The sequence below is a fragment of the Lysinibacillus sp. NPDC093190 genome, assembly GCF_050280425.1.
In the GTDB taxonomy this organism is placed as follows: domain Bacteria; phylum Bacillota; class Bacilli; order Bacillales_A; family Planococcaceae; genus Lysinibacillus.
This window is the reverse complement of record NZ_JBNNVG010000015.1, coordinates 62,197-82,370: the sequence shown is the minus strand read 5'-3', so window position 1 is coordinate 82,370 and position 20,174 is coordinate 62,197. Positions and strand designations below refer to the sequence as shown.

The following is a 20,174-nucleotide window of genomic DNA, read 5'->3' as shown; positions in this document are numbered from 1 at the left end:
GTACACTCTTAGTCATCCAAACCATTCTACTTTTCCGAAACACCGTTTCCTTAACCCCACATAAAAAAGCCAAGGAGCATCGGTGCTCACTTGGCTTTAACGATATATAGGCATACATCTAGTCGTACTTGTGATGTCATAAGGGAAAGGGGGATAACCTTGCATCTTGTCAAGTCGAATCAAGAGATGTGTCCCGAGTTTACGTATCATTTGAACATGATTTACAAGTCATATGGGGAATGACTAAAAGTAGCTTGCCCAAATGATCGTAGCATTAATCATGTACCCCAAAAATTAGAAATGTATGCTTATTCCGAAATATTTTTTATTTATTTTCTTGCTCTGTTACTATGACTCGATTACGTCCAGCTTGTTTAGCTAGATATAGTGCACCATCCGCTACCTCAATTAACTTTTCCGTCGTGTCGGCCATTTGTGGATATACTGCAACGCCTGCAGATAAAGTAACTGGGCGACCACAGGGGCTTATAGTTTGTGCCAAAACATCGCGCAGTTGCTCGGCCACCTGTGTCGCTTCCTCAGCAGTAGTAGTTGGCAATAACAGCACAAATTCCTCACCACCGTAGCGGCAGCAAACATCTCCCTCACGAGCGACTGCTTTCATATTTTGAGCTAAAAATTGTAAAACCTTATCTCCTACTGCATGACCATACGTATTATTAACACTTTTAAAATGATCTAAATCCAGCAAAATGAGGGCATGTGGCAAATCGTTCTCAAGCCACTCAGCTAGCATCGCATCCATTGTGCGACGATTAGTTACACCCGTTAACGGATCTGTTGTAGATTGATCTTTAAAATAGGACACCTGGCCCTGTAAAAATGTTAAACTCCGAATGAGTGCACTTTTTAGAAAGTGCGCTTCAAAATACCAACTACGTACAGATTTCAAGCCTTCTACATTTTTCGATTCCATGCTCTCCTCTGTTAAAGTAGCTAATTGCTGTAAGGGATTGGCAATACGTGCTGCCATCCAAAGGACAATGAAAATTGAAATTAGCATAAGCGGAATGGATTTTATAGCTACATCCTGTACTCTATCAAATGAAGGAGCTAATGCTACCTTTAACGGTCTTTGAGCAACTACTCCCCAGCTTGTTAAAGGTACAGCGCTATAACCAGCAAGCATTTCTACTCCTCTAGTATTCATTACTTGCTGAGCCCCACTTTTTCCAGAAATCACTGCTTGAACAACTTTATTATCAATAGCAATTTCATTAACGAGATTTGGGTCCTGATGATAGATAACACGCCCATCTGAATCAACTACGTACACATATGAACCCTCATGATAATAATGCTCTCCGAGTAATTCATTAAAAACATTTCGTTCCTTTAAATAAATTGTCCCAGCTACCATTCCTAAATATTCATTTGTCTCTGAAAATATAGGATACGATATAAAAATAAGGAGACGCCCTGTCATTCCCTTATAAGGCTTTGAGACAAGAGGTTCCCTTTTAGATAAAGCCTCTTTTGCTCCAACTGATGTTAATACTTCACCTTGTACCTCTACAGATGGTGGTGAAATAGATAATACAAGACCTTTTGCATTTGTAATAAGAACAGAGTTAAACATGTTATTTTGCTTTTTCAAACGCTCAGTTTCCTGAATCAATGCATTATTATCATGCATTTTCGTCTTTATCGTGCTGGCGCTATACCCTAAAATCTGAAATGATTCTTCAAGATAAGAACTTGCGGTTGTTGCTAATTTCTGTGCATATACTCGATTCGTTTCAAGCGTATTTTCTTTAATCGAAGCAACATTCATACGGTAACCACTCCAAATGCCACCAATTCCTGTTAAGAAAAAAGCAGCCATGGCAACACCCATGATTAAATACTTTAACTTTATCTGTTTTGATTTCATTTTCTATCTTTTACCCCTAGTTTATAAATTCCTCTATTATTCTATTAAAGCACAAAAAAATTCCTTATTAAGAAAATATCTTATATTGAGAGAAAAGTATTTGTAAAAATAGTACTTTTCAATTCCCTCTTATAACAAAAGCAAAATATTAGACTCACCACTAAAGCGTCGGGTTGATTTCCGTTCCGACTTGGCGCTTTCGCACAGAAAACATCCGCTGCGCTGCAGGGTCTCGAGCCAACAGATGTTTTTTGCGCGAAAGCGAAGCGGCAGCGGCACCGATGTTGGTCACGAAGGCGTTATCACAGGACGTGATGGTTTTAGCCTTCGTTCCTCTATCGCTGGTCCCCAAGGAGTCACCCAGTCCGAACGAAGATCAACTTTTATAAATGGCACACATTTTAACAAGATCATCCCTTCAGTAAGCCATATAGTAGGGAAAGTTCCAAAATTTTAGCATCGTTAACAGAACAAAAATATAGTAACTTTATATCTATAAAACTTTTATTATTTTGATAGATTTTTATTATAAATTTATTATTAGAAGAGGGTTTAAATATGTTGTTACGTAAAGTAGCTCCAATAATGGTTGGTTTTAGTATGGCTCTTTGGACGAATACTTCTCTCAATCCAAATAAGTCAGCTCGTACAAAAATAATAGATACGCAAAAAACTTTGTCACTATCCAGCTTTCAAAGTGAATATAAAATAAAATGGCATCGAGTAGAGACGGATTACTCCCAATTTCTCCTCGTAGGAAAGCATAATTCCAATGAGGTTGGAGGTTATGAAACACGCACTGGGCATAGCGTATTTGGTATTCCTATCGGTGCTAATCGAATAGATGTGAATAGAAAATACAGTCTTCCAATTAGAGCTATTCACTATCAAAATACAAGCTATTTGCTCGATTACAATGATTGTGATGGCAATACTACACACGGGACCTATTTGATTGATGATCACTATGTTACTTTTTTCTATGATTTACACAAAAATAATATTGTCCGTTCTATTATTTGGATTAATGCCAAAACAGAATTAAGTAAACGTAGTTATTATGGTAAGCCTTCCAATGAGCTACGAGCAGGACATGAAGATTTAATGGTTGATCTTATTAACCATGAGCGGGTTATAGAAGGATTGCAACCGCTCATTTATGACAAAGGATGTAATCCTATTGCTCGGCAGCATAGTAGCAATATGATCACACATCAATTTTTTAGTCATGAAGATCATAAAGGTAATCATTCCAATGACCGCCTCACTACTGGTGGAGTTAATCACTATTGGTATGGCGAAAATATAGCACAAGGTCAGCCCAATAGTATATTTGCCCATGAAGCACTGATGAATTCAAAAGGGCATCGTATAAATATTTTAAGAAAAGAATTTACACATATATTTGTTGGTGTCTGCTTTAAAGATAACGGTGCGCCCTATTATACAGTTAACTTTTATTCTAAGTAATTTGAATAGTTGAAGCTTATCGACGATGACCAATATACACAAAAATCTCTATGCAGAAATCTATTGCATAGAGATTTTTTGCAGCCTTACTGAAATATGACAGAAAATCTGTCCCCTTTTATTAGTTGATTGGATTGTACCAATCGGAACGAAATCACCCCTACGTTATGAAGGTAACCCTACATTCTGAATTTTTTTACTTTTATTGTTATTCTGACATATAATTTTTTGACTAAATATTTTATAATAAAATTTAACATAGTCAAGCCATCATTTTTTCTGTTATAATACTGATAATTTATCATCAATCTGTATTAATACAGTAGTGATACATGCTTTTCACAAAATGGGGATTATGAGAAAAGCGCTACAATGCATTCTTGAATACAATGTAGCCTACACAAAAAGGGGTTGGGAGATTTGGGTATTTTAAAGGGGTTAAAAATTCTCGATTTTTCTGCATTACTACCGGGACCAATGGCGACAATGATATTTGCTGATTTAGGCGCAGAGGTTATTCACGTTGAATCATCAAAGCGCGTAGACTTAACGCGTATTATGCCTCCTTACGACGATGATCATGAGGCGTATATTCATCAACATTTGAATCGCTCTAAAAAGTCATTAACATTAAATTTAAAATCTCCTGAAGCTATAGAGATTGTTAAGTCACTCGTGAAAGAGTACGACATCATTATCGAAGGATTTCGACCTGGTGTCATGCAACGACTCGGCATCGGCTATGACACTCTAAAAGAAGTAAATCCTAAGGTAATTTATTGTGCTATTACAGGCTATGGACAAACTGGACCATATAGCAATCGGCCAGGACATGACAATAACTATTTATCATTAGCTGGGATACTTGATTATTCACGCCATAAAGATAAAAAACCTGTCTCCATGGGTATTCAGCTAGCTGATATTGCTGGGGGCACGATGCATGCAGCAATTGGAGTACTTGCAGCTGCTTTACATCGTGAAAAAACAGGTGAAGGACAATATATTGATATAAGTATGACCGATGCTGTATTTTCGCTCAATGCTATGTATGGGTCTGCCTATATTGGCGCTGGTCGTGTGCCTCAGTCCGAACAGGAAATTTTAAATGGTGGCAGCTACTATGACTTTTACAAAACAAAGGATGGCCGATTTTTCTCGGTAGGAAGTCTTGAGCCTCAATTCCGCAGATTACTCTGTGAAGCGCTCGATATTCCTGAGCTCATTGATAATACTTTTAATGATTCATACTATACACAAATTCGTTTTAAAGAGGCTGTCCATGATGCGTTCTTATCGAAGACTTACGAAGAATGGCTTGAAGTGTTTAACGAGAATTTCGAGGGATGTGTCGAACCTGTATTAACTTTTCCAGAAGCATGCGAGCATCCTCAGCTCAAGGCTCGTGACATGATTGTTGATATTCCCAAAAGCGACGGTACTACGCAAAAACAAATTGCATCTGCTTTTAAGTTTGACGGTGTTAAACCGCAGTACAAGCATGTCGGTGCTAAGCTTGGAGAGCATAATGAAGAAGTGTTATCTTCACTTGGCTATAGTAGCGAGCAAATTGCGGACTTAAAGGACAAAGGGATTTTAGAATAATATCGTAGGCCAACTACAAGAAATAAAAAGAGTGTCTAATGATGCATGTAAAACACATTAGACACTCTTTTGTATTTCTATTAAACGTGCACTTATAAAAACTCGTAGCTTTTCGAAATGATCGTCAATGAGTAAATATTTTTTATAAATTTCCATTAATTTTTCAAACAGCTCGTACTGCTCTGTCACAAATAAAACTTTTAAAATATTAAGTATATGCAAGGATGCGCTCTGTGCTACCAAATAGCAAGGCGTTTCTGGTTGACGATAATGTCGGCGCCATTCTTCTACAGACAAGCCGATATGCTGTAATGAATTATTCACATGGAGAGCAACATCCTGCTGAACTGACGCCTCAATCGCAATAAATTGCTCATTACTATAGTTATTCTGTACTAAAGTGGCATGTATTTTTTTATTGGATGCTAGTACATGTTCCTTTAAAAGCAGGAGCCCCTCTTGATAACGCTCCATTTTTACATAATGCTCAAGCAATACTGCATACAAGTTTTCTAAAAAATTTAGTTCATAATTTTTAATAATGGCAGGAGGTGTTGGCTTACGATTCGGCAATAAGTCCTTATATTCCAACAAAATCTCTATCGCGTAATTATTAAGTCTTTCATCTTCTAATAAATACTCACCGTAGTGAATAACAGTTTCATGATTCTGCTCCTGATGTGCTATATGAAATAGAAGATATGCAATCAGAACTTTTTCTTTCTCTGTCAATGCATACATCGAATAACGCCAATCGGCTTCAAAGGAAGTAATTAGAGCTTTAACACATCGATAATTCCCTTTTGATAAGCGATAGTGCGTTACAATTTGGTAAAGGTGTAACTGTTTTTTGGCCAAGCAAGTCGAATTATAGTTATCCACATAAGTTATACACTTATCCAAAGTTTCTCTATAATTATTCACAAAGTTATCCACATGCGCACAAGATTCTCTTGTAGATTGTTCAATATGACCCATCATTTCATGGATAAATGTGAATTGTTCTAATGGTTTGTGGATAAACAGTGAATAAACCTTTTTCGTGAAAAGCCAATGCCAAAATTGGACTTCTTCTTTATAAATCATATGCACGAAATATTCATTTTCAAATTTATATAAAAATATTGTTTGTAGTTCGTTAACTGGCAATGTAATTTGCAATCGCTTCCCGAAAATTAGCCAGATTAATCGTTCTAAGTCCATTGTATGCTGTGCGAAAAGCTGCTCAAAAAAGGTCTCCTTGCCTTTTTGCGTGTAAAAAAAAGCATCGAGACGTTCATTGACAAATTTAGTATCTAAACCATGCTTGTTAAAAAAAGTTTGCATATCTTTCGTTACACGACCCCAATATTTTCGTGCAGTTGAAAACGCAATATTCATCGCTGTTTCCTCATTCACTAAAAATAAATTCGGTGAAAGTGCAGTACCTAGAATTTTCGGGTCAGCAGGTGAGTCAATCTCTGCCTCTAACCATTTTGAAAGTAATTTCTCAGCACCCTTTTCACCACTTTGTTTATATGTCATGAATAACTGCTCATCACAATCCAACAGCATGCAACTGGAGCCCCCCATCAAATTCAACCAACAAAGATCTTCCCCTATCGTGTAAAATACTTGCCTATATGTTTTAACTTCTTTCAGCAAATGTCTTTTGTAGCGAAAGCAAAGCGTCAGCTACAGCAGTCTCCACCTCTATAGGTAGTGAGATGAATGCGGATTTAAGTTACATTTGTGGGTGTCCAAACATTCGCTGAAATAGAGGAACTCAGTCTAAGAACGCCACGTCCTGTGGCATCACCGAAATGACCGACATCGTGTCGGCCCTCGTGCAGGCCTAAGCACAAAGCCGATTCCGGACGCAATTATGCCGAGGCATAATTGATCACTCTTTCTTCAATATAACAAATCTTATCCAACATATGCTAAAAAAATCGTGATATGCATAAAAGAAATGACAACAAAAGTATTCGTGCACAATCGACAACTTTAACTACAACGCATAAAAAAAGCCATCTATAAAGGTCAAATACCTCATAGATGGGTAAAGAATAAATTTGCTATTTAAAAGAAAAACGGCAAATGAGCTCATTGGACAATTACTCATAAGTTGGTAGCCCATTTGTATTGTCTCAAACGGCTCATTGCCTACGCCAGCTCAAAGCTAGCACCATAGTACGCACAACTTAGAAAGCTATGCATCATTTCACCAATACAATCGAGAAAAAGCATTCTCACAACAGTAGACGAGCAACCAACAAAATAGTTACAAAAAAATCCGTCAATTTTGACGGATTTTTTTCTGCCCCGAAAGCGCAGCGGCAGGGGCAAAAGATTTTCAATACGTCAAATTTTTTGACGTATTTTTTCTGCATCGAAAGCGCAGCGGCAGGGGCAAAAGATTTTCAATACGTCAAATTTTTTGACGTATTTTTTCTGCATCGAAAGCGCAGCGGCAGATGCAAAAGATTTTCAATACGTCAAATTTTTTGACGTATTTTTTCTGCATCGAAAGCGCAGCGGCAGATGCAAAAAGCTCTTCAATTAAGGCAAATTTTTTCCGCCCGAAATTGCAACATATTTTTTCCGCAATTTGCTTAAATTTATTCCTCACCAAAACAAAGGATACTTCCGCGTTTCTCGTAGATTATTTATCACAAGACCAAAAAATACGATAATGAGAGCTCCAATAAGGACAGGCATTACTAGATAGCTCCATCCATAGCCTCCTAATATAATAATAATCGGATTTGCTCCTGCTGGCGGATGAATGATTCCTAATAAGGCCATTAAAAAAATGGTTAAACCTACACCAAGGCTAATTGATACAATGCTCGTCCCCAACAGTGAATACATGATCAAGCCGATGACAGCTGAAATTAAATGACCTCCGATAATATTTCGAGGTTGAGACAATGGCGCATTCCAAACGACAAATACGAGTACACAGCTCCCACCAAGTGATGCCATTAACCATGGTGCCCCTGTATAGTTCGTCAACCAAAGCAATATAGAAATACATATTAATCCGCCGAATGCACCTGTTATGGCATCAGCAAAATTTGTTCGTGAAGGAGCATGTCCCCCACCTTTCATCTTGAATATGTATGTTTTAATAGGGTTTGTTTTTTCTTCCTTATCCTGCAAACGTACGAAATCTGCCATGAGTCACCTTTCTTTCTATCCAAAATTCTATGGAACCGTATCGATTTTTTTATCTTCTAAGCTTGTTCTATTATAACAACTACTGTATAGAATTCAATTTCAAAATGTCGAATTTTAGACACAATTCCAAATAGCATCTGACTTTTAATTAAGTAGTTTATCGCCCTATAACACAAAAAAGCAAACTATGAAATCTTCTAGTTTGCTTTCTTTTCGGGCTTTTCGGTATGCATTTAATCATATTGCTTTTTCACTGGCTTATAAATTTTCGCTTTTTTCAGTACTGTTTTAGGTACTTGGAAGGTTGCTGTTACAACTCCCGGATGACGACCGATTTCAATCGATCCTGTAATCGTCGCTCGATTCATAACTTCTGGTTCGCTCATCTCAAAAAGTCTTGCAGCACGGCTTATAGCATTAGTTGTTGCCTCATTTAATGATGTTCCGGAGCCAACAATTGATACAGGGAATACTTCCTCAACTTGTTTAACGCCGAATTCCTCCGCAAGCTCACGTGCACGACGTTTTTCTTCCTTTGTAAAAGGTTTAGCCGTATAAGGTAAATCCTCTGTATTTGGCAATAAAATAGGGCCATCCAAAGCTACTTTTTTCATTACACTTACCTGAAGTTGAACAATACCAGCAACATCTGTTGTATGTCCTGCAATTTCTCCGTCCCCTTGCATAGCGTGCATATCGCCTATATACACACCCCCACCCGGAACCTTTACTGGACAAATAATTGTTGCTCCCTCACGAACACGGCTTATATCCATATGTCCATCTGTACGGTGTGTGTCTAATTCAGTCTGCGTAAATGCATATTCATGTGGCGCACCAATTAAAAACGAACCAAAATCTCCAGCATTATGGGAGTCTGGCATCGCCTTTGAAGGTGTCGTTCCAAGCTGCCCTAAAAACGGTCGCATTCTTGCCATAACACCAATTAAATCACTTGGTGCTAATGCAACTACAGGATTTTGCACAGAATTTTCAGGTGTACGCATATAGTTTTTCGCATCAAGTGCAATACGGCGAGCCCCTTCTCGCCCAACAGTCACACCAATATTACCATTATGATCTAAAGCCATAGTATAGCCATTCGTCATGTTAAAAGGTGACGTTTCTGTATCACATGTCGAACAGCGAATGGCCTGCCGACCTATCCCTTTGACAACTGTACTAGGATGAAGCTTACCACAGCCTGGACATTTTACTGATACGAACGGATCCCCAATAAATCGATCCAAAATTGCCTCATCATGCCCAGATGCTGTTGCTATTGATGTTACCTGTATTGATTTAATCTTGATAACAATGGCGTCTCCTACCTCTGCCCCTTCTACAAATACAGGTTTTGTTACTTCATGCCCACCACGAATCGTTGGTGTTAGCATCGGGCCCCAACATCCTGGCGTCGTATTAGCAATAATTGTTCCACCATCTTTGACAGGCCCAAGCATTTTCTGTTGTGGATCTAAAATACCATCTATGAACTCATTTACAAATAATGTTTCGACGGCTTGCGGCTGCTGTACAAAGTCTTCACTTTGCACTCCTTCTTTTTCTAGCACATGCAATTCGCTTGTCATTTTTTTCGTCACACTCCTAAGTTTTTATTTTATGTAAATAGATTTTAGTTAAATATAATTTCAACGCTTTATATAACTCTTTGTAGTGAATTGTCGATTGTAAAACTTAATTTCGACATAAAGTTTAATAGTTCCTGCCATTTCGAGGAAAATGTCACTAATCGTATGTGTTGAATAATCAAAGTAGCGTGAAATCCTTTCTTCTTAGTGCATTTTCTATATGAATAAATACATGATTTTCGTCCAATAGAATGGCTATTGAATATATGGAAAATGATGCCGTTCATTTTATATATTTTCAACCATTTATACACAAAAAAGCACAGACTCATACAAATGCATTGTAAAAGTCTGCACTTTTAGTTGTAATAAACATTCATCTCTTTGTAAGTATGGGCTATCATCCCCTTTTGTTTATTTTGATATCACCGTTTCATATTTTCAAATTAGTTAGACGATATTTTTTGAAGTCATTTTATTACATATATATTCTACATAAAGCTCGATAATTCCTGCCATTTCATGAAAAGTATCGCTAATATGCATTGAGTAATCAAAGTAGCGTGTATTTCTCAGTGTATTAAAAAAGCTCCAGCGATCAGTGGTCGAACGCTGGAGCTAGTTAGTGCTCTAATAAATTTCTCAATATATTGTTTAAAAATGATTTAAAATCATTGAAATCAATCCATATAGCATTCCAATAACCGGTATCAAAACCCACCATCTTGTCGTTTGAAGTTTATTATCTGTATTTTGGATTATAATTTTTTTTTGAAAATCTTTATCGCCCTTAACCAATTCATCTAGCGAAATATTATATAGCTCACTTAACAAAATGAGATTATCTAAATCCGGATAACAATTACCGTTTTCCCATTTTGAAACAGATTGTCTAGAAACATTTAATTTTTGAGCAATATCTTCTTGTGAAAAACTGTGCTCTTCTCTTTTATTTTTTAAGTTCTGAGATAAATTCATAAATCATTCCGCCTATCGTTTTTGATACCTTAACTTTACTGAAAACCAAAAAATTAATCGAGAACTCATTGGTTACTTTTTCCGCAACTTGAAGTTGCATCGTTGATTTTAAAGGCTTTTTCACTTATTTCAAAAATAAGTCCTCATCTTTTTTTACAAATTTCTTGAGATTTGTACGTGTTTAAATATAGACTTTTCAAACGAGGATTTAAAGTATTATTTTACCTTTATAGGTAATTGATAAGTTAACATCTTTTTATTTTTTAATTCAAGTAAGTCTCAATTCCTTTTTTAAGCAAGTTTCATTTATAATGAGTCACATAAAGTGAAACTTCAATCGGCGGGCAGATCTCAAACTAAGAACGCTAATTTTTGTGGTAATTGATGACCCGTGACTCTATTCGGGTGAGTTAGATAACTTTTTTTGGGCGCTAAACCATTTAACGATACGCTATTTTTAAAATGAGGATTTACAATAATAAAGAAGAAAGGACGTGTGAACAATGCAAGAACCAACTATTCTAGTGGTGGATGATGAGGCAGATTTAGCAAACCTTCTAAAAGTCAGCTTACAAAAAGAAGGTTATAAGCAAATTCATACAGCTGGCTCCATTCAAGAAGCTTGGACGAGCTTTCAACAGACACAACCCGATATTGTACTTCTTGATGTGATGCTTCCTGATGGCGAGGGCTACGATTTATGTCGACGTATTCGAGAAGTGTCGCATGTGCCAGTGCTTTTCATGTCAGCGAAAAATGAGGAAATCGATAAAATTTTAGGACTTGCGATCGGAGGCGACGATTATATTACGAAACCTTTTAGTCCTAAAGAGGTTGCCTATCGTGTGAAGGCACAGCTTCGCAGAGCTGGTTATCAGACGCAGGAAGCGGCACCAGTAATTTCCGTGAAGTCGATTCAAGTTGGTCCATTTTTGCTTAATGGGGATGAAACGGAAGTACATAAGGACGGCGTTTTATTGGAGCTAACGGCAAAGGAGATTGGCTTGATGGCTTGCTTTATGAACAATCCTAATCGAATTTTAAGTAAAGAGACGCTGTTTGAGCGTGTATGGGGAGAGGACTTTTTCGGCTCAGACAATACTGTTATGGTGCATATTCGACGTCTGCGTGAAAAGGTTGAAAAAGATGCATCTAAACCTATGTATATTACAACTGTAAAAGGGCTTGGCTATAAATTTGTCGTTCCAAAAGAGGAGCAAGTATGAAATGGAAATTAACAGCTAGATTCCTTCTGTCTGTGCTGTCCATTGTTATTATTGTTATTTTCTTGAATACAGCCATTTTAATTGGGTTTTTCATTTTTCAACAGGTAAAAGATTACGATCATACAACTTCGTATTCAGAGGAAAACTTCGTGCGCGAGTTCCAGCAGTATATTGATATAAGTAATGGAACGCCAGCAGTAAGCAAAGATGGACTTCAACAATTGCATCAGCGAAATGCCTGGATTCAATTACTTGATAGTAATGGACAGGTCGTTGAAGCCCATTTTGCTCCAGATAAAGCTCCTTCACACTATGCGCCGATTGACTTAATCCAAGTTTATAAATATAAAGAATTCGATGTGGATACTACCGTATATGTGGGAAGTAAAGAAAGTATTAGTTATCTTATCGGCATCGAAGGAAGTGGCGTTACTAGATATGTCACTCATTTTTCTGGCTCATCAGTCTTACAGTTTATTGGCAAGTTTGGTTTGCTCATTGTCATTGCTGATTTATTAGTAGCTACACTCGTTGGCTGGCTTTTCGGTCGAACATTGACTAAGCCTCTACATGCAATGATTGAACGTATTCGTCATTTAAAAAATCATGAGCATGTGGCTAGTAAAGTGCCAGGTGGTGTGTACAAACCTGTTTTCGAGAATTTAAATGAGGTATCACGAGAACTAGCTGCACACGAGCAGGAACGCAAACGACTTGAGATGATGCGTGAGGAATGGATTAGCAATGTCTCACACGATATGAAAACACCACTTGCCTCGATTCGTGGGTATGCGGAGCTACTGAATGATGGAAAATTAGCTCCTTATGAACATACAGAATATGCGCAGATTATCGAAAAACAATCATTGCATATGCAAGATCTACTGGATGATTTAAATTTAACTATGCGATTAAGACATCAGCAGCTTCCGCTCAGTTTAACCGAGGTAAATATGGTGCAATTTATTCGCGAAATCGTTATTGATACACTCAATACACCACAATATGAGCAGGCCAATATTGAATTTAATGCAACTAAAGATGTCATCAAGCATTACATTGACGAGCACTTTATGCGACGAGCGATAATGAATTTTTTACACAATGCATTGCTTCATAATCCTTCCGACGTATCAGTTAATATTCTTGTTGAAGATCATTCTATTACGATTTCTGATAACGGTAACGGTATTTCTGCAGAAGACCTTGAGCATATTTTTGAGCGCTATTATCGAGGTACCAATACTGAACAAACACATGGTACTGGGTTAGGTACTGCTATTGCTAGAGATATTATTGAAGCGCACGGAGGAACTGTAACGATTACCTCTGAAGAACAACAAGGTACAACTGTCAGCATTCAATTTCAAGTAGAAAAAAAGGAGTAGCCCGATACTAGGGACTACTCCTTTATCTTATTTCTTCATTAGCTCCTGTACTTTTGTAGGTAGCTCATGGAATTTTACTTCATCATATGATGTAACTTCCGTTTCTTTTTTTACATAAAGCTTCAAGTATGCATCGTGGCGTAAATTTTTCTGAGCTGAAAACTTTAATGTTTGCTCTTCACCATTTTTGTCATAGGCAGGTACCTCATACCAATATGACTTCCATATTTCGCCGTTGCTTGCCTTGAATTCCTCTACTTCACCGTCAGTAGTGATATGAACATAGTATGCTTCTTTATTTAAACGGTTAAAATCTACGGTCATCAGAACAACAAGTCCTGCTACGAACAATAAGAACAATGCTCCTATACCTAAGAAAACCTTTTTCATATTAATTCCCCTGTCTAATAATTTTATAGAATGAACGAACTGTAAAGATATAATATATACCGTAAATTGCTGAATAAGCAATCATCCACAGTATTACTGGTTTCGTTATATCCATACTAAATAGCTGTGAAAAGGCTAGCAGCGCAAATGCACTATGGACGATGCCGACCACGAGTGGTGCACTAAAGATAACTGCAACCTGCCCTGCAACTGTTTTTAATATTTGTTTTTTGTTAACACCGATTTTATTTAAAATCGCATATTTAGACTGATCTTCCTCTGCCTCTGTTAAAACTTTGAAGTAAATAATACTTCCTGTCGCTGCTAAAAATACTAATCCTAAAAAGCTTCCTACAAACAATAGTGATCCTACAGCAGCTATACTACTCTCATAACTTTGCGGAACACTTGAAAATCCTTCCTGATGTTCAGTAGATAGTTGATTGTAAATTTCCTTTGAAATAGCCTGTTGCTTCAAGTCATTATCCATACCAACTACTTGCATTTTAACATTTTCTGCATTTGTTGCTGTGAACACTTTATCATTAACAACGAGTACTGTACCAGCTGCAATATAGTTTAATACGCTCTCTGTATACATTTTATCAACATGAAATGATTCCCCGTTCTCCAATTTAAACACTTCACCCGTAAAATCATGTGAAAAACGTTCATCGAAGCTTGCATCAAGTAAAACGGTTGAACCATTTGCAATGTGCAGTTCTTCATCTTTACCCTGCAATTTTGCAAGACGATTATAGTCGGATTCCTTTAATAATGTATATTCAAAAAACGAAAATTCATTATCAACACGTAAATTTTTCACAGAAAGCGATTCGTTGTACAAAACGTTTTCTTGGGAAAATTTCACTGCATCACCCTTCCACATAAATGTATTAGGTAGCATATGACGTACGCTGGCTTCCGCATTATAATACATTCCGAATACACCGCCGCCAGCTGTGATCGTTGTCGCACTTAAAATAGCGATGATCGAAAGCGATTTAGCATTTGCTCGAATACGGTACAATAATTGCGATACACCAATTAAATTCAAGCCTTTCCATGACCAAGAGGTTGCTTTTTTCAACGCCGTTAATACAAATACGCTAACACTATGGAATAATAGATATGTCCCTGCAATTGTCACACCTATAACCATTAATGGAGTGCCTAGCACTGTGAAGAATTTCCAAATATTACTCGTAAAGATATCTGAAGACGCTGTATAATAACCAAATGCAAGTAGCGCTGTCCCAAGAATAGCTACTAAAATTGATGCGCGTGGAATTTTCTCTCCTTGCTTCTCAGCATGGAACAGGTCAATCAATTTAAATTGATAGATAACACGATAGCCCTGTAAGGATGTAAATAAAAATAGTAGCGTAAAAATTCCTGCTGTATTTACTAGAGCCTCAGTGGAAAATGTTAAACTTCCTACAACATCATAGCCCATCAAACGTACCAAAATCATTAATAAACCTTGTGACATAAAGAATCCAAGAACAATTCCTAGTACTAGAGAAACAAAACCGATCACTAAATTCTCAAAAAAGAGCATTAAGCCAATTTTCTGCTTACGCACACCTAGTAGCGAGTATAGTGCTACTTCCTTTTTCCGTTTCTTCATAAAAAACGAATTGGAATACGCCATAAAGATGATGATAAAGAATAATAGCACTACGGATGATGCACTCATCAATCCTTTAATTTGCTGTGATGATTGTTTTAAGGCTGAAAGATCATCATTATATTTCAATGTCACAAACGTAAAGTAGATGACGATACTAAAGACCATTGAGGCGATATATAAGAAGTAGTTCGACAAATTGCGCTGAATATTTTTACGCGCTAAACTAAATAACGTCATTTACTCCACCTCCGATGCCAGCAAGCACCTGTAAAATCTCTTGGAAGAATTGCTTTCTTGTTTGAGTACCACGATGAATTTCTTTAGAAAGCTGTCCATCCTGAATGAATAGAATACGCTGGCAGAAGCTTGCTGCGAATGCATCATGCGTAACCATCATAATAGTAGACGCTTGAGAATTATTCAGATCACTTAAACTTTCAAGCAAGTCTGTTGCTGATTTGGAATCAAGAGCACCAGTCGGCTCATCCGCAAAAATTAATTTCGGCTCTGTAACTAATGCACGTGATGATGCTGTACGTTGTTTTTGCCCACCTGAAATTTGATATGGGTATTTATCTAGCAACTCTTTTATCCCAAACAGTGTAGCTATGCGTTCTACCCTTGCGTTAATTGCCTTTGTTGGCACTTTTGCAATCGCAAGAGGCAGTACGATATTTTCACGAACTGTTAAAGAATCGAGTAAGTTATAGTCTTGGAAGATGAAGCCTAGATTGTCGCGACGAAAATCTGCTAACTCAGCATCCTTCATGCGCGCTAAGTTTGTATCTCCAATAATGATTTCACCAGTTGTTGGTGTGTCAATTGTAGCTAACACATTTAGTAGCGTCGATTTCCCAGCCCCTGATGGCCCCATTACACCAACAAACTCTCCTTTTTCTACTTCAAATGATATATTCGATAGCGCTGTAAATGTATTTGCGCCTTTGCCGTAAGTTTTTTCTACATTTTGTACCTTTAATAATGGCGTCATAAACGCTCACCTCTTCTTTCTGACTTTAGTATACGACCCCAAACTTACAACAAAATTGTCGCAAGCTTACAACAACCTTAAATCGTAGGCACTTTATCGAGGAGTTTTTTAATTTTATCGGAACACTTTTGAGTTTTATCGATTAACTTTCGCTTTTTATCACCCAACTTCTGAATTTTATCGACATCTACCTGAAGAGCAAAAAAAGATTCACACACAAAATTGTGCGTGAATCCTCTACCTTTATTATGCTAATACTTTTTTTATTTCATCCTCAAAGCTACTTGGCTTATCAGCTGATCCATAGCGTCCAACGACTTCACCATTACGATTCACAAGGAATTTTGTGAAATTCCACTTTACACTGTTGCCGAGAAAGCCTTTTGAATGAGAGGTCACATGCTCAAAAATAGGGTGTGCATCCTTACCATTGACCTTCACCATTTTATGCATCGGGAACGTCACACCATATGTCAAACGACATTGTGACGCCGCTTCCTCAGCAGTCGCTACCTCTTGCTTAAACTGATTTGATGGGAAGCCAAGAACTACAAGGCCTTCATCCTGATACTTTTTATATAGATCTTCTAATTCTTCAAACTGCGGTGTAAAACCACATTTGGAAGCCGTATTAACAATTAACATTGCCTTACCCTTATAACGATCTAAGCTATATTCAGTACCATCTTCTAAAGCAACTTGAATGTCGTAAATGCTCATTTCTAATACCCCCTATGTTATAAACGCGCATTTATTCTAGCAACCTGCTGTAGAGGATCCCAAACACCATTGAATGGAGGCGCGTAGGCTAAATCTAAATCTAGTAAATCTGGTAACGTCATTTTATTGTATAAGGCTGTTGCAAACACATCGATCCGTTTATCAACACCCGCAGGTCCAACAATCTGAGCTCCTAAAAGCTGTTGATCTCGCTTACGAACAACAATTTTAATAAACATCCGTTGAGCACCTGGATAATAACCAGCAATATGGCGTGCAGACAATTTAAAGGCCTCATATTCAAAACCAAGCTCTTTAGCCTTGCGCTCATTAATACCTGTCGTGGCGATCGTTAAATTGAAAAACTTTAAGATCGAAGTACCTACAATACCACGAAATGGCGCAAACTTGCCCGACATATTGAGTCCCGCTAAACGGCCTTGCTTATTAGCTGTCGTTCCAAGAGGTACATAATCTAAGCGTTCTTTCACAATATTAAATTGCATTGCGCAATCTCCCGCAGCATAAATATTTTCAACAGATGTCTCTAAATGTCTATTGACGATGATCGCACCATTTTTAGCTAGTGCTATGCCTGTCCCCTCTAAAAATTGGGTATTCGGTTTAATCCCTGCAGCCATAATGACTAAATCTGTATCAAATGCGCCATTATCCGTAATAACACGCTCAACACGGTGATTCCCCTCAAACGCCTCTACTTTTGTATTTAACACAAGCTCGATGTCGTTCTTTTTTGCTTCCTCATGAACATGTTGTGCAAGCTCTTCATCTAGAATTCTTGCAACATAACTACCTCGTTGAATCAATCTTACTTTTTTGCCGCAAGCATGTATCGTCTCGGCCATCTCTAGCCCAATATAGCCTGCACCTATAATTGTTACATTTTCTATATCTGGCGTTAAATCGGCTAGTAATTCCTCGAGCTGAGGTATTGTTTTCACAGTGTGTATGCCTGTTAAATCCGACCCCTTCTTCACCGGCATAATAGGATCTGCGCCTGTTGCAATTAGTAGCTTATCATAGGGAATTTCAAATGATTCCCCAGACGACTGTGTTCCAAAAACAAGCTTCTTGTCTACATCAATACCATTAACTTCATGACCAACACGGGCATCGATACGATACTTATCACGAAACGTTTCCACATCTCTTGCTATTAGACGCTTGGTCGATGAAATACGTCCATCTACAACATAAGGCAAGCCACACTGCCCATATGAATAAATAAATCCACGTTCTACAGATGTAATCTCTGCTCCTGGTACATTTCGATATATTTCCATTGCTGCTGACATTCCGGCAGCATCTCCTCCGATGATTACGTATTTCATCCAACAATCCCCCTTATTTTTTTCTCGTTGCTAGTAAGCCTGCATAATAGTCCATAAATAAACGGCGTCTGCCTCCACTTACGATGACGCGTATTACATGAATAGCAATAACCATCGTTAGAACAAAATTTGCAATAAAGGCTAGCAATGTAATGACAATTTGCAGTACATAAAATGGTGAATCCATATCTAATTGAATATGGCCTAAAGTTGTTATCATCTTCGAAGTACATACTACTACAAGAATAGCAACACAACGGCGCCAAGATTGTTTTACAATACTTTTGCCGTCTTCACTGACCATTGTAAATCGCATAACCTTCATCCCTAATGTTGCCCCATTTGTAAAGCTTGGAACAACACCAAATAACAACATATACAAAGCAATTTTTACTAAAAATTCGAACATACCACTATAGCCTGTTACAACACCAACGTAGAACAAAATAATATATGCGCTAAATAAATCTATTGCTAGTGCCAATAAAATTGATAATGGCTTGACGATATCTTTTTCTACCATCTCTGCTGCTTTAGCTGCAACCTCTTCATGAGAAGGAAATAGCGCCCACACAACAGGGGCTAAAAAGAACCCTAATAGTGCACCAACACTGTTAAGCATTAAATCATCCACATCAAAAATTCGATACGCACAATTAAAGATGCCATATATCCCTGTGTATTGGGTTACCTCATAAAACAATGTTAGCAAAAAGCTAAATAGAAATGCACGCTTCCAGTACTCTCTTTTTTTAAGAAAATAACGCAAGTATACGCCAAAAGGCATGAGCAGTAAGAAATTATAGAATGCCTGATAAAAAGCAGGCTGCTTTGGGATATAAATCCATGTTGATGGATTCGTCAGAACAATCCCACTATCCTTTAAAATATCAGTGACAAATTGAAAAGGATGTAAATTATAATGGATCGTATCCGGGGCTTGTAGAGAACAAGTATCACGTGTTTCCGGGAAAGGTAGTAAAACTAAACATAGTGCCGATAAAAAGTAAAAAATAAATGAGAACATAATAATGGTTTTGGATACAGATAAGTAGCCATATTTCCGATACGTATAAATAAGCCAAGGTACAAATAGCACAAAGGATGCGAAAATTGTTATTAAAAAAGCTACCATTATAGAATGTGAGTAAACTGACATAAAACACCTCTTCGTTTAAAAATTCCCGTTTTTTTATATCTTAAACATAGTTTAGCACTTAAACACAACACGAATATTTCACCAATCTTAAATAATCCTTAATTTAAAAATAAGGCAGTCATATTGATGTAAAGTTAAAATTCCGCGTAGACTCCCAGGAGACAAACAAGAGAACGCCTCGTGCCTGCCCACTGAAAGAAAAGCGGAATTTTACCAAATAAGAATATTAATTTTTGTTTGGAGGATTTTCACACGAGCATACTATGCTTTTGCAATTTCCTCTTTGCAGAATGCTAAAATTTCCTCTAGCTCTTCATCCTCTAATGCAAAATCTAAATACTCACCTTTAGCTTTTTCTAGGATGAAGTAATTTAAAATAAATGGCTCTTCACCTTTTTCAGCAATTAATACACGAAGCTCAATTCCTGCTTCATGATAAAGCTCATCTTCTTCATCAATATCTACATCTAAAATAAATTCATAACGCTTACCTTCAATAATGTTTGTTGGATCTAAAATTTCTTCCATTGAGAATTGTGTAATTTCCATTGTATTATCTCCTTTAAGTTAACCTGTTCTTTTATATATTAAATCAAATTCAGCATGGGTCAACT

General features: G+C 37.3%; 16 protein-coding genes. 4 read left to right on the top strand and 12 right to left on the bottom strand.

Annotation, left to right across the window (positions count from 1 at the left end; genetic code table 11):
- Positions 1 to 325: 325 nt before the first annotated feature.
- On the bottom strand, positions 326 to 1,894 hold the full coding sequence (locus ACQKOF_RS13380; protein WP_427557705.1) for a sensor domain-containing diguanylate cyclase: 1,569 nt from the start codon (positions 1,892 to 1,894) through the stop codon (positions 326 to 328).
- Positions 1,895 to 2,452: 558 nt separating this feature from the next.
- On the opposite strand from ACQKOF_RS13380, the gene ACQKOF_RS13375 reads away from it, so the two are divergent.
- The gene (locus tag ACQKOF_RS13375) at positions 2,453 to 3,364 is read left to right on the top strand and encodes a CAP-associated domain-containing protein (protein ID WP_427557703.1); all 912 of its coding nucleotides are present in this window, start codon (positions 2,453 to 2,455) and stop codon (positions 3,362 to 3,364) included.
- Between the two features lie 420 nt (positions 3,365 to 3,784).
- A complete protein-coding gene (locus tag ACQKOF_RS13370; RefSeq protein WP_427557701.1) occupies positions 3,785 to 4,969 on the top strand; it encodes a CaiB/BaiF CoA transferase family protein in 1,185 nt (394 codons plus the stop codon).
- Between the two features lie 57 nt (positions 4,970 to 5,026).
- Here the strand turns inward: ACQKOF_RS13370 and ACQKOF_RS13365 are convergent, their stop codons facing one another.
- From ACQKOF_RS13365 to ACQKOF_RS13350, 4 genes are all read right to left on the bottom strand, one after another.
- A complete protein-coding gene (locus ACQKOF_RS13365) occupies positions 5,027 to 6,523 on the bottom strand; it encodes a hypothetical protein (protein WP_427557698.1) in 1,497 nt (498 codons plus the stop codon).
- Between the two features lie 1,053 nt (positions 6,524 to 7,576).
- Positions 7,577 to 8,131 carry an HPP family protein gene (locus ACQKOF_RS13360; protein ID WP_427557695.1) on the bottom strand — a complete coding sequence of 185 codons (555 nt, stop codon included), beginning with the start codon at positions 8,129 to 8,131 and terminating at the stop codon, positions 7,577 to 7,579.
- Between the two features lie 233 nt (positions 8,132 to 8,364).
- Positions 8,365 to 9,723, bottom strand: a complete 1,359-nt coding sequence (locus tag ACQKOF_RS13355) for an acetamidase/formamidase family protein (protein ID WP_427557692.1) — start codon at positions 9,721 to 9,723, stop codon at positions 8,365 to 8,367.
- A 654-nt stretch (positions 9,724 to 10,377) separates the two neighbouring features.
- Positions 10,378 to 10,701, bottom strand: coding sequence for a helix-turn-helix domain-containing protein (locus ACQKOF_RS13350; protein ID WP_427557690.1), 324 nt, complete (start codon positions 10,699 to 10,701; stop codon positions 10,378 to 10,380).
- A 503-nt stretch (positions 10,702 to 11,204) separates the two neighbouring features.
- Here ACQKOF_RS13350 and ACQKOF_RS13345 point away from each other — a divergent pair.
- Positions 11,205 to 11,927, top strand: a complete 723-nt coding sequence (locus tag ACQKOF_RS13345) for a response regulator transcription factor (protein WP_427557687.1) — start codon at positions 11,205 to 11,207, stop codon at positions 11,925 to 11,927.
- Positions 11,924 to 13,315: a sensor histidine kinase gene (locus ACQKOF_RS13340; protein ID WP_427557684.1), complete on the top strand. Its 1,392-nt coding sequence runs from the start codon at positions 11,924 to 11,926 to the stop codon at positions 13,313 to 13,315. Before ACQKOF_RS13345 ends, ACQKOF_RS13340 begins: the two co-directional genes overlap by 4 nt.
- Before the next feature lie 27 nt (positions 13,316 to 13,342).
- Here the strand turns inward: ACQKOF_RS13340 and ACQKOF_RS13335 are convergent, their stop codons facing one another.
- The 7 genes from ACQKOF_RS13335 to ACQKOF_RS13305 form a co-directional block, all read right to left on the bottom strand.
- The gene (locus tag ACQKOF_RS13335) at positions 13,343 to 13,705 is read right to left on the bottom strand and encodes a YxeA family protein (protein WP_427557681.1); all 363 of its coding nucleotides are present in this window, start codon (positions 13,703 to 13,705) and stop codon (positions 13,343 to 13,345) included.
- A gap of 1 nt (position 13,706) precedes the next feature.
- Positions 13,707 to 15,575, bottom strand: coding sequence for an FtsX-like permease family protein (locus tag ACQKOF_RS13330; protein ID WP_427557678.1), 1,869 nt, complete (start codon positions 15,573 to 15,575; stop codon positions 13,707 to 13,709).
- On the bottom strand, positions 15,562 to 16,329 hold the full coding sequence (locus ACQKOF_RS13325; protein WP_323650654.1) for an ABC transporter ATP-binding protein: 768 nt from the start codon (positions 16,327 to 16,329) through the stop codon (positions 15,562 to 15,564). The genes ACQKOF_RS13330 and ACQKOF_RS13325 overlap by 14 nt, the downstream gene beginning before the upstream one ends.
- Before the next feature lie 246 nt (positions 16,330 to 16,575).
- Complete coding sequence (locus ACQKOF_RS13320; protein ID WP_427557675.1) at positions 16,576 to 17,049, bottom strand: glutathione peroxidase; 474 nt, start codon at positions 17,047 to 17,049, stop codon at positions 16,576 to 16,578.
- 17 nt (positions 17,050 to 17,066) lie between these two features.
- Positions 17,067 to 18,401: an FAD-dependent oxidoreductase gene (locus ACQKOF_RS13315; RefSeq protein WP_427557673.1), complete on the bottom strand. Its 1,335-nt coding sequence runs from the start codon at positions 18,399 to 18,401 to the stop codon at positions 17,067 to 17,069.
- 13 nt (positions 18,402 to 18,414) lie between these two features.
- A complete protein-coding gene (locus tag ACQKOF_RS13310) occupies positions 18,415 to 19,560 on the bottom strand; it encodes a VanZ family protein (RefSeq protein ID WP_427557671.1) in 1,146 nt (381 codons plus the stop codon).
- A 261-nt stretch (positions 19,561 to 19,821) separates the two neighbouring features.
- Positions 19,822 to 20,109, bottom strand: coding sequence for a DUF6509 family protein (locus ACQKOF_RS13305; protein WP_370045435.1), 288 nt, complete (start codon positions 20,107 to 20,109; stop codon positions 19,822 to 19,824).
- Between the last annotated feature and the right edge of the window lie 65 nt (positions 20,110 to 20,174).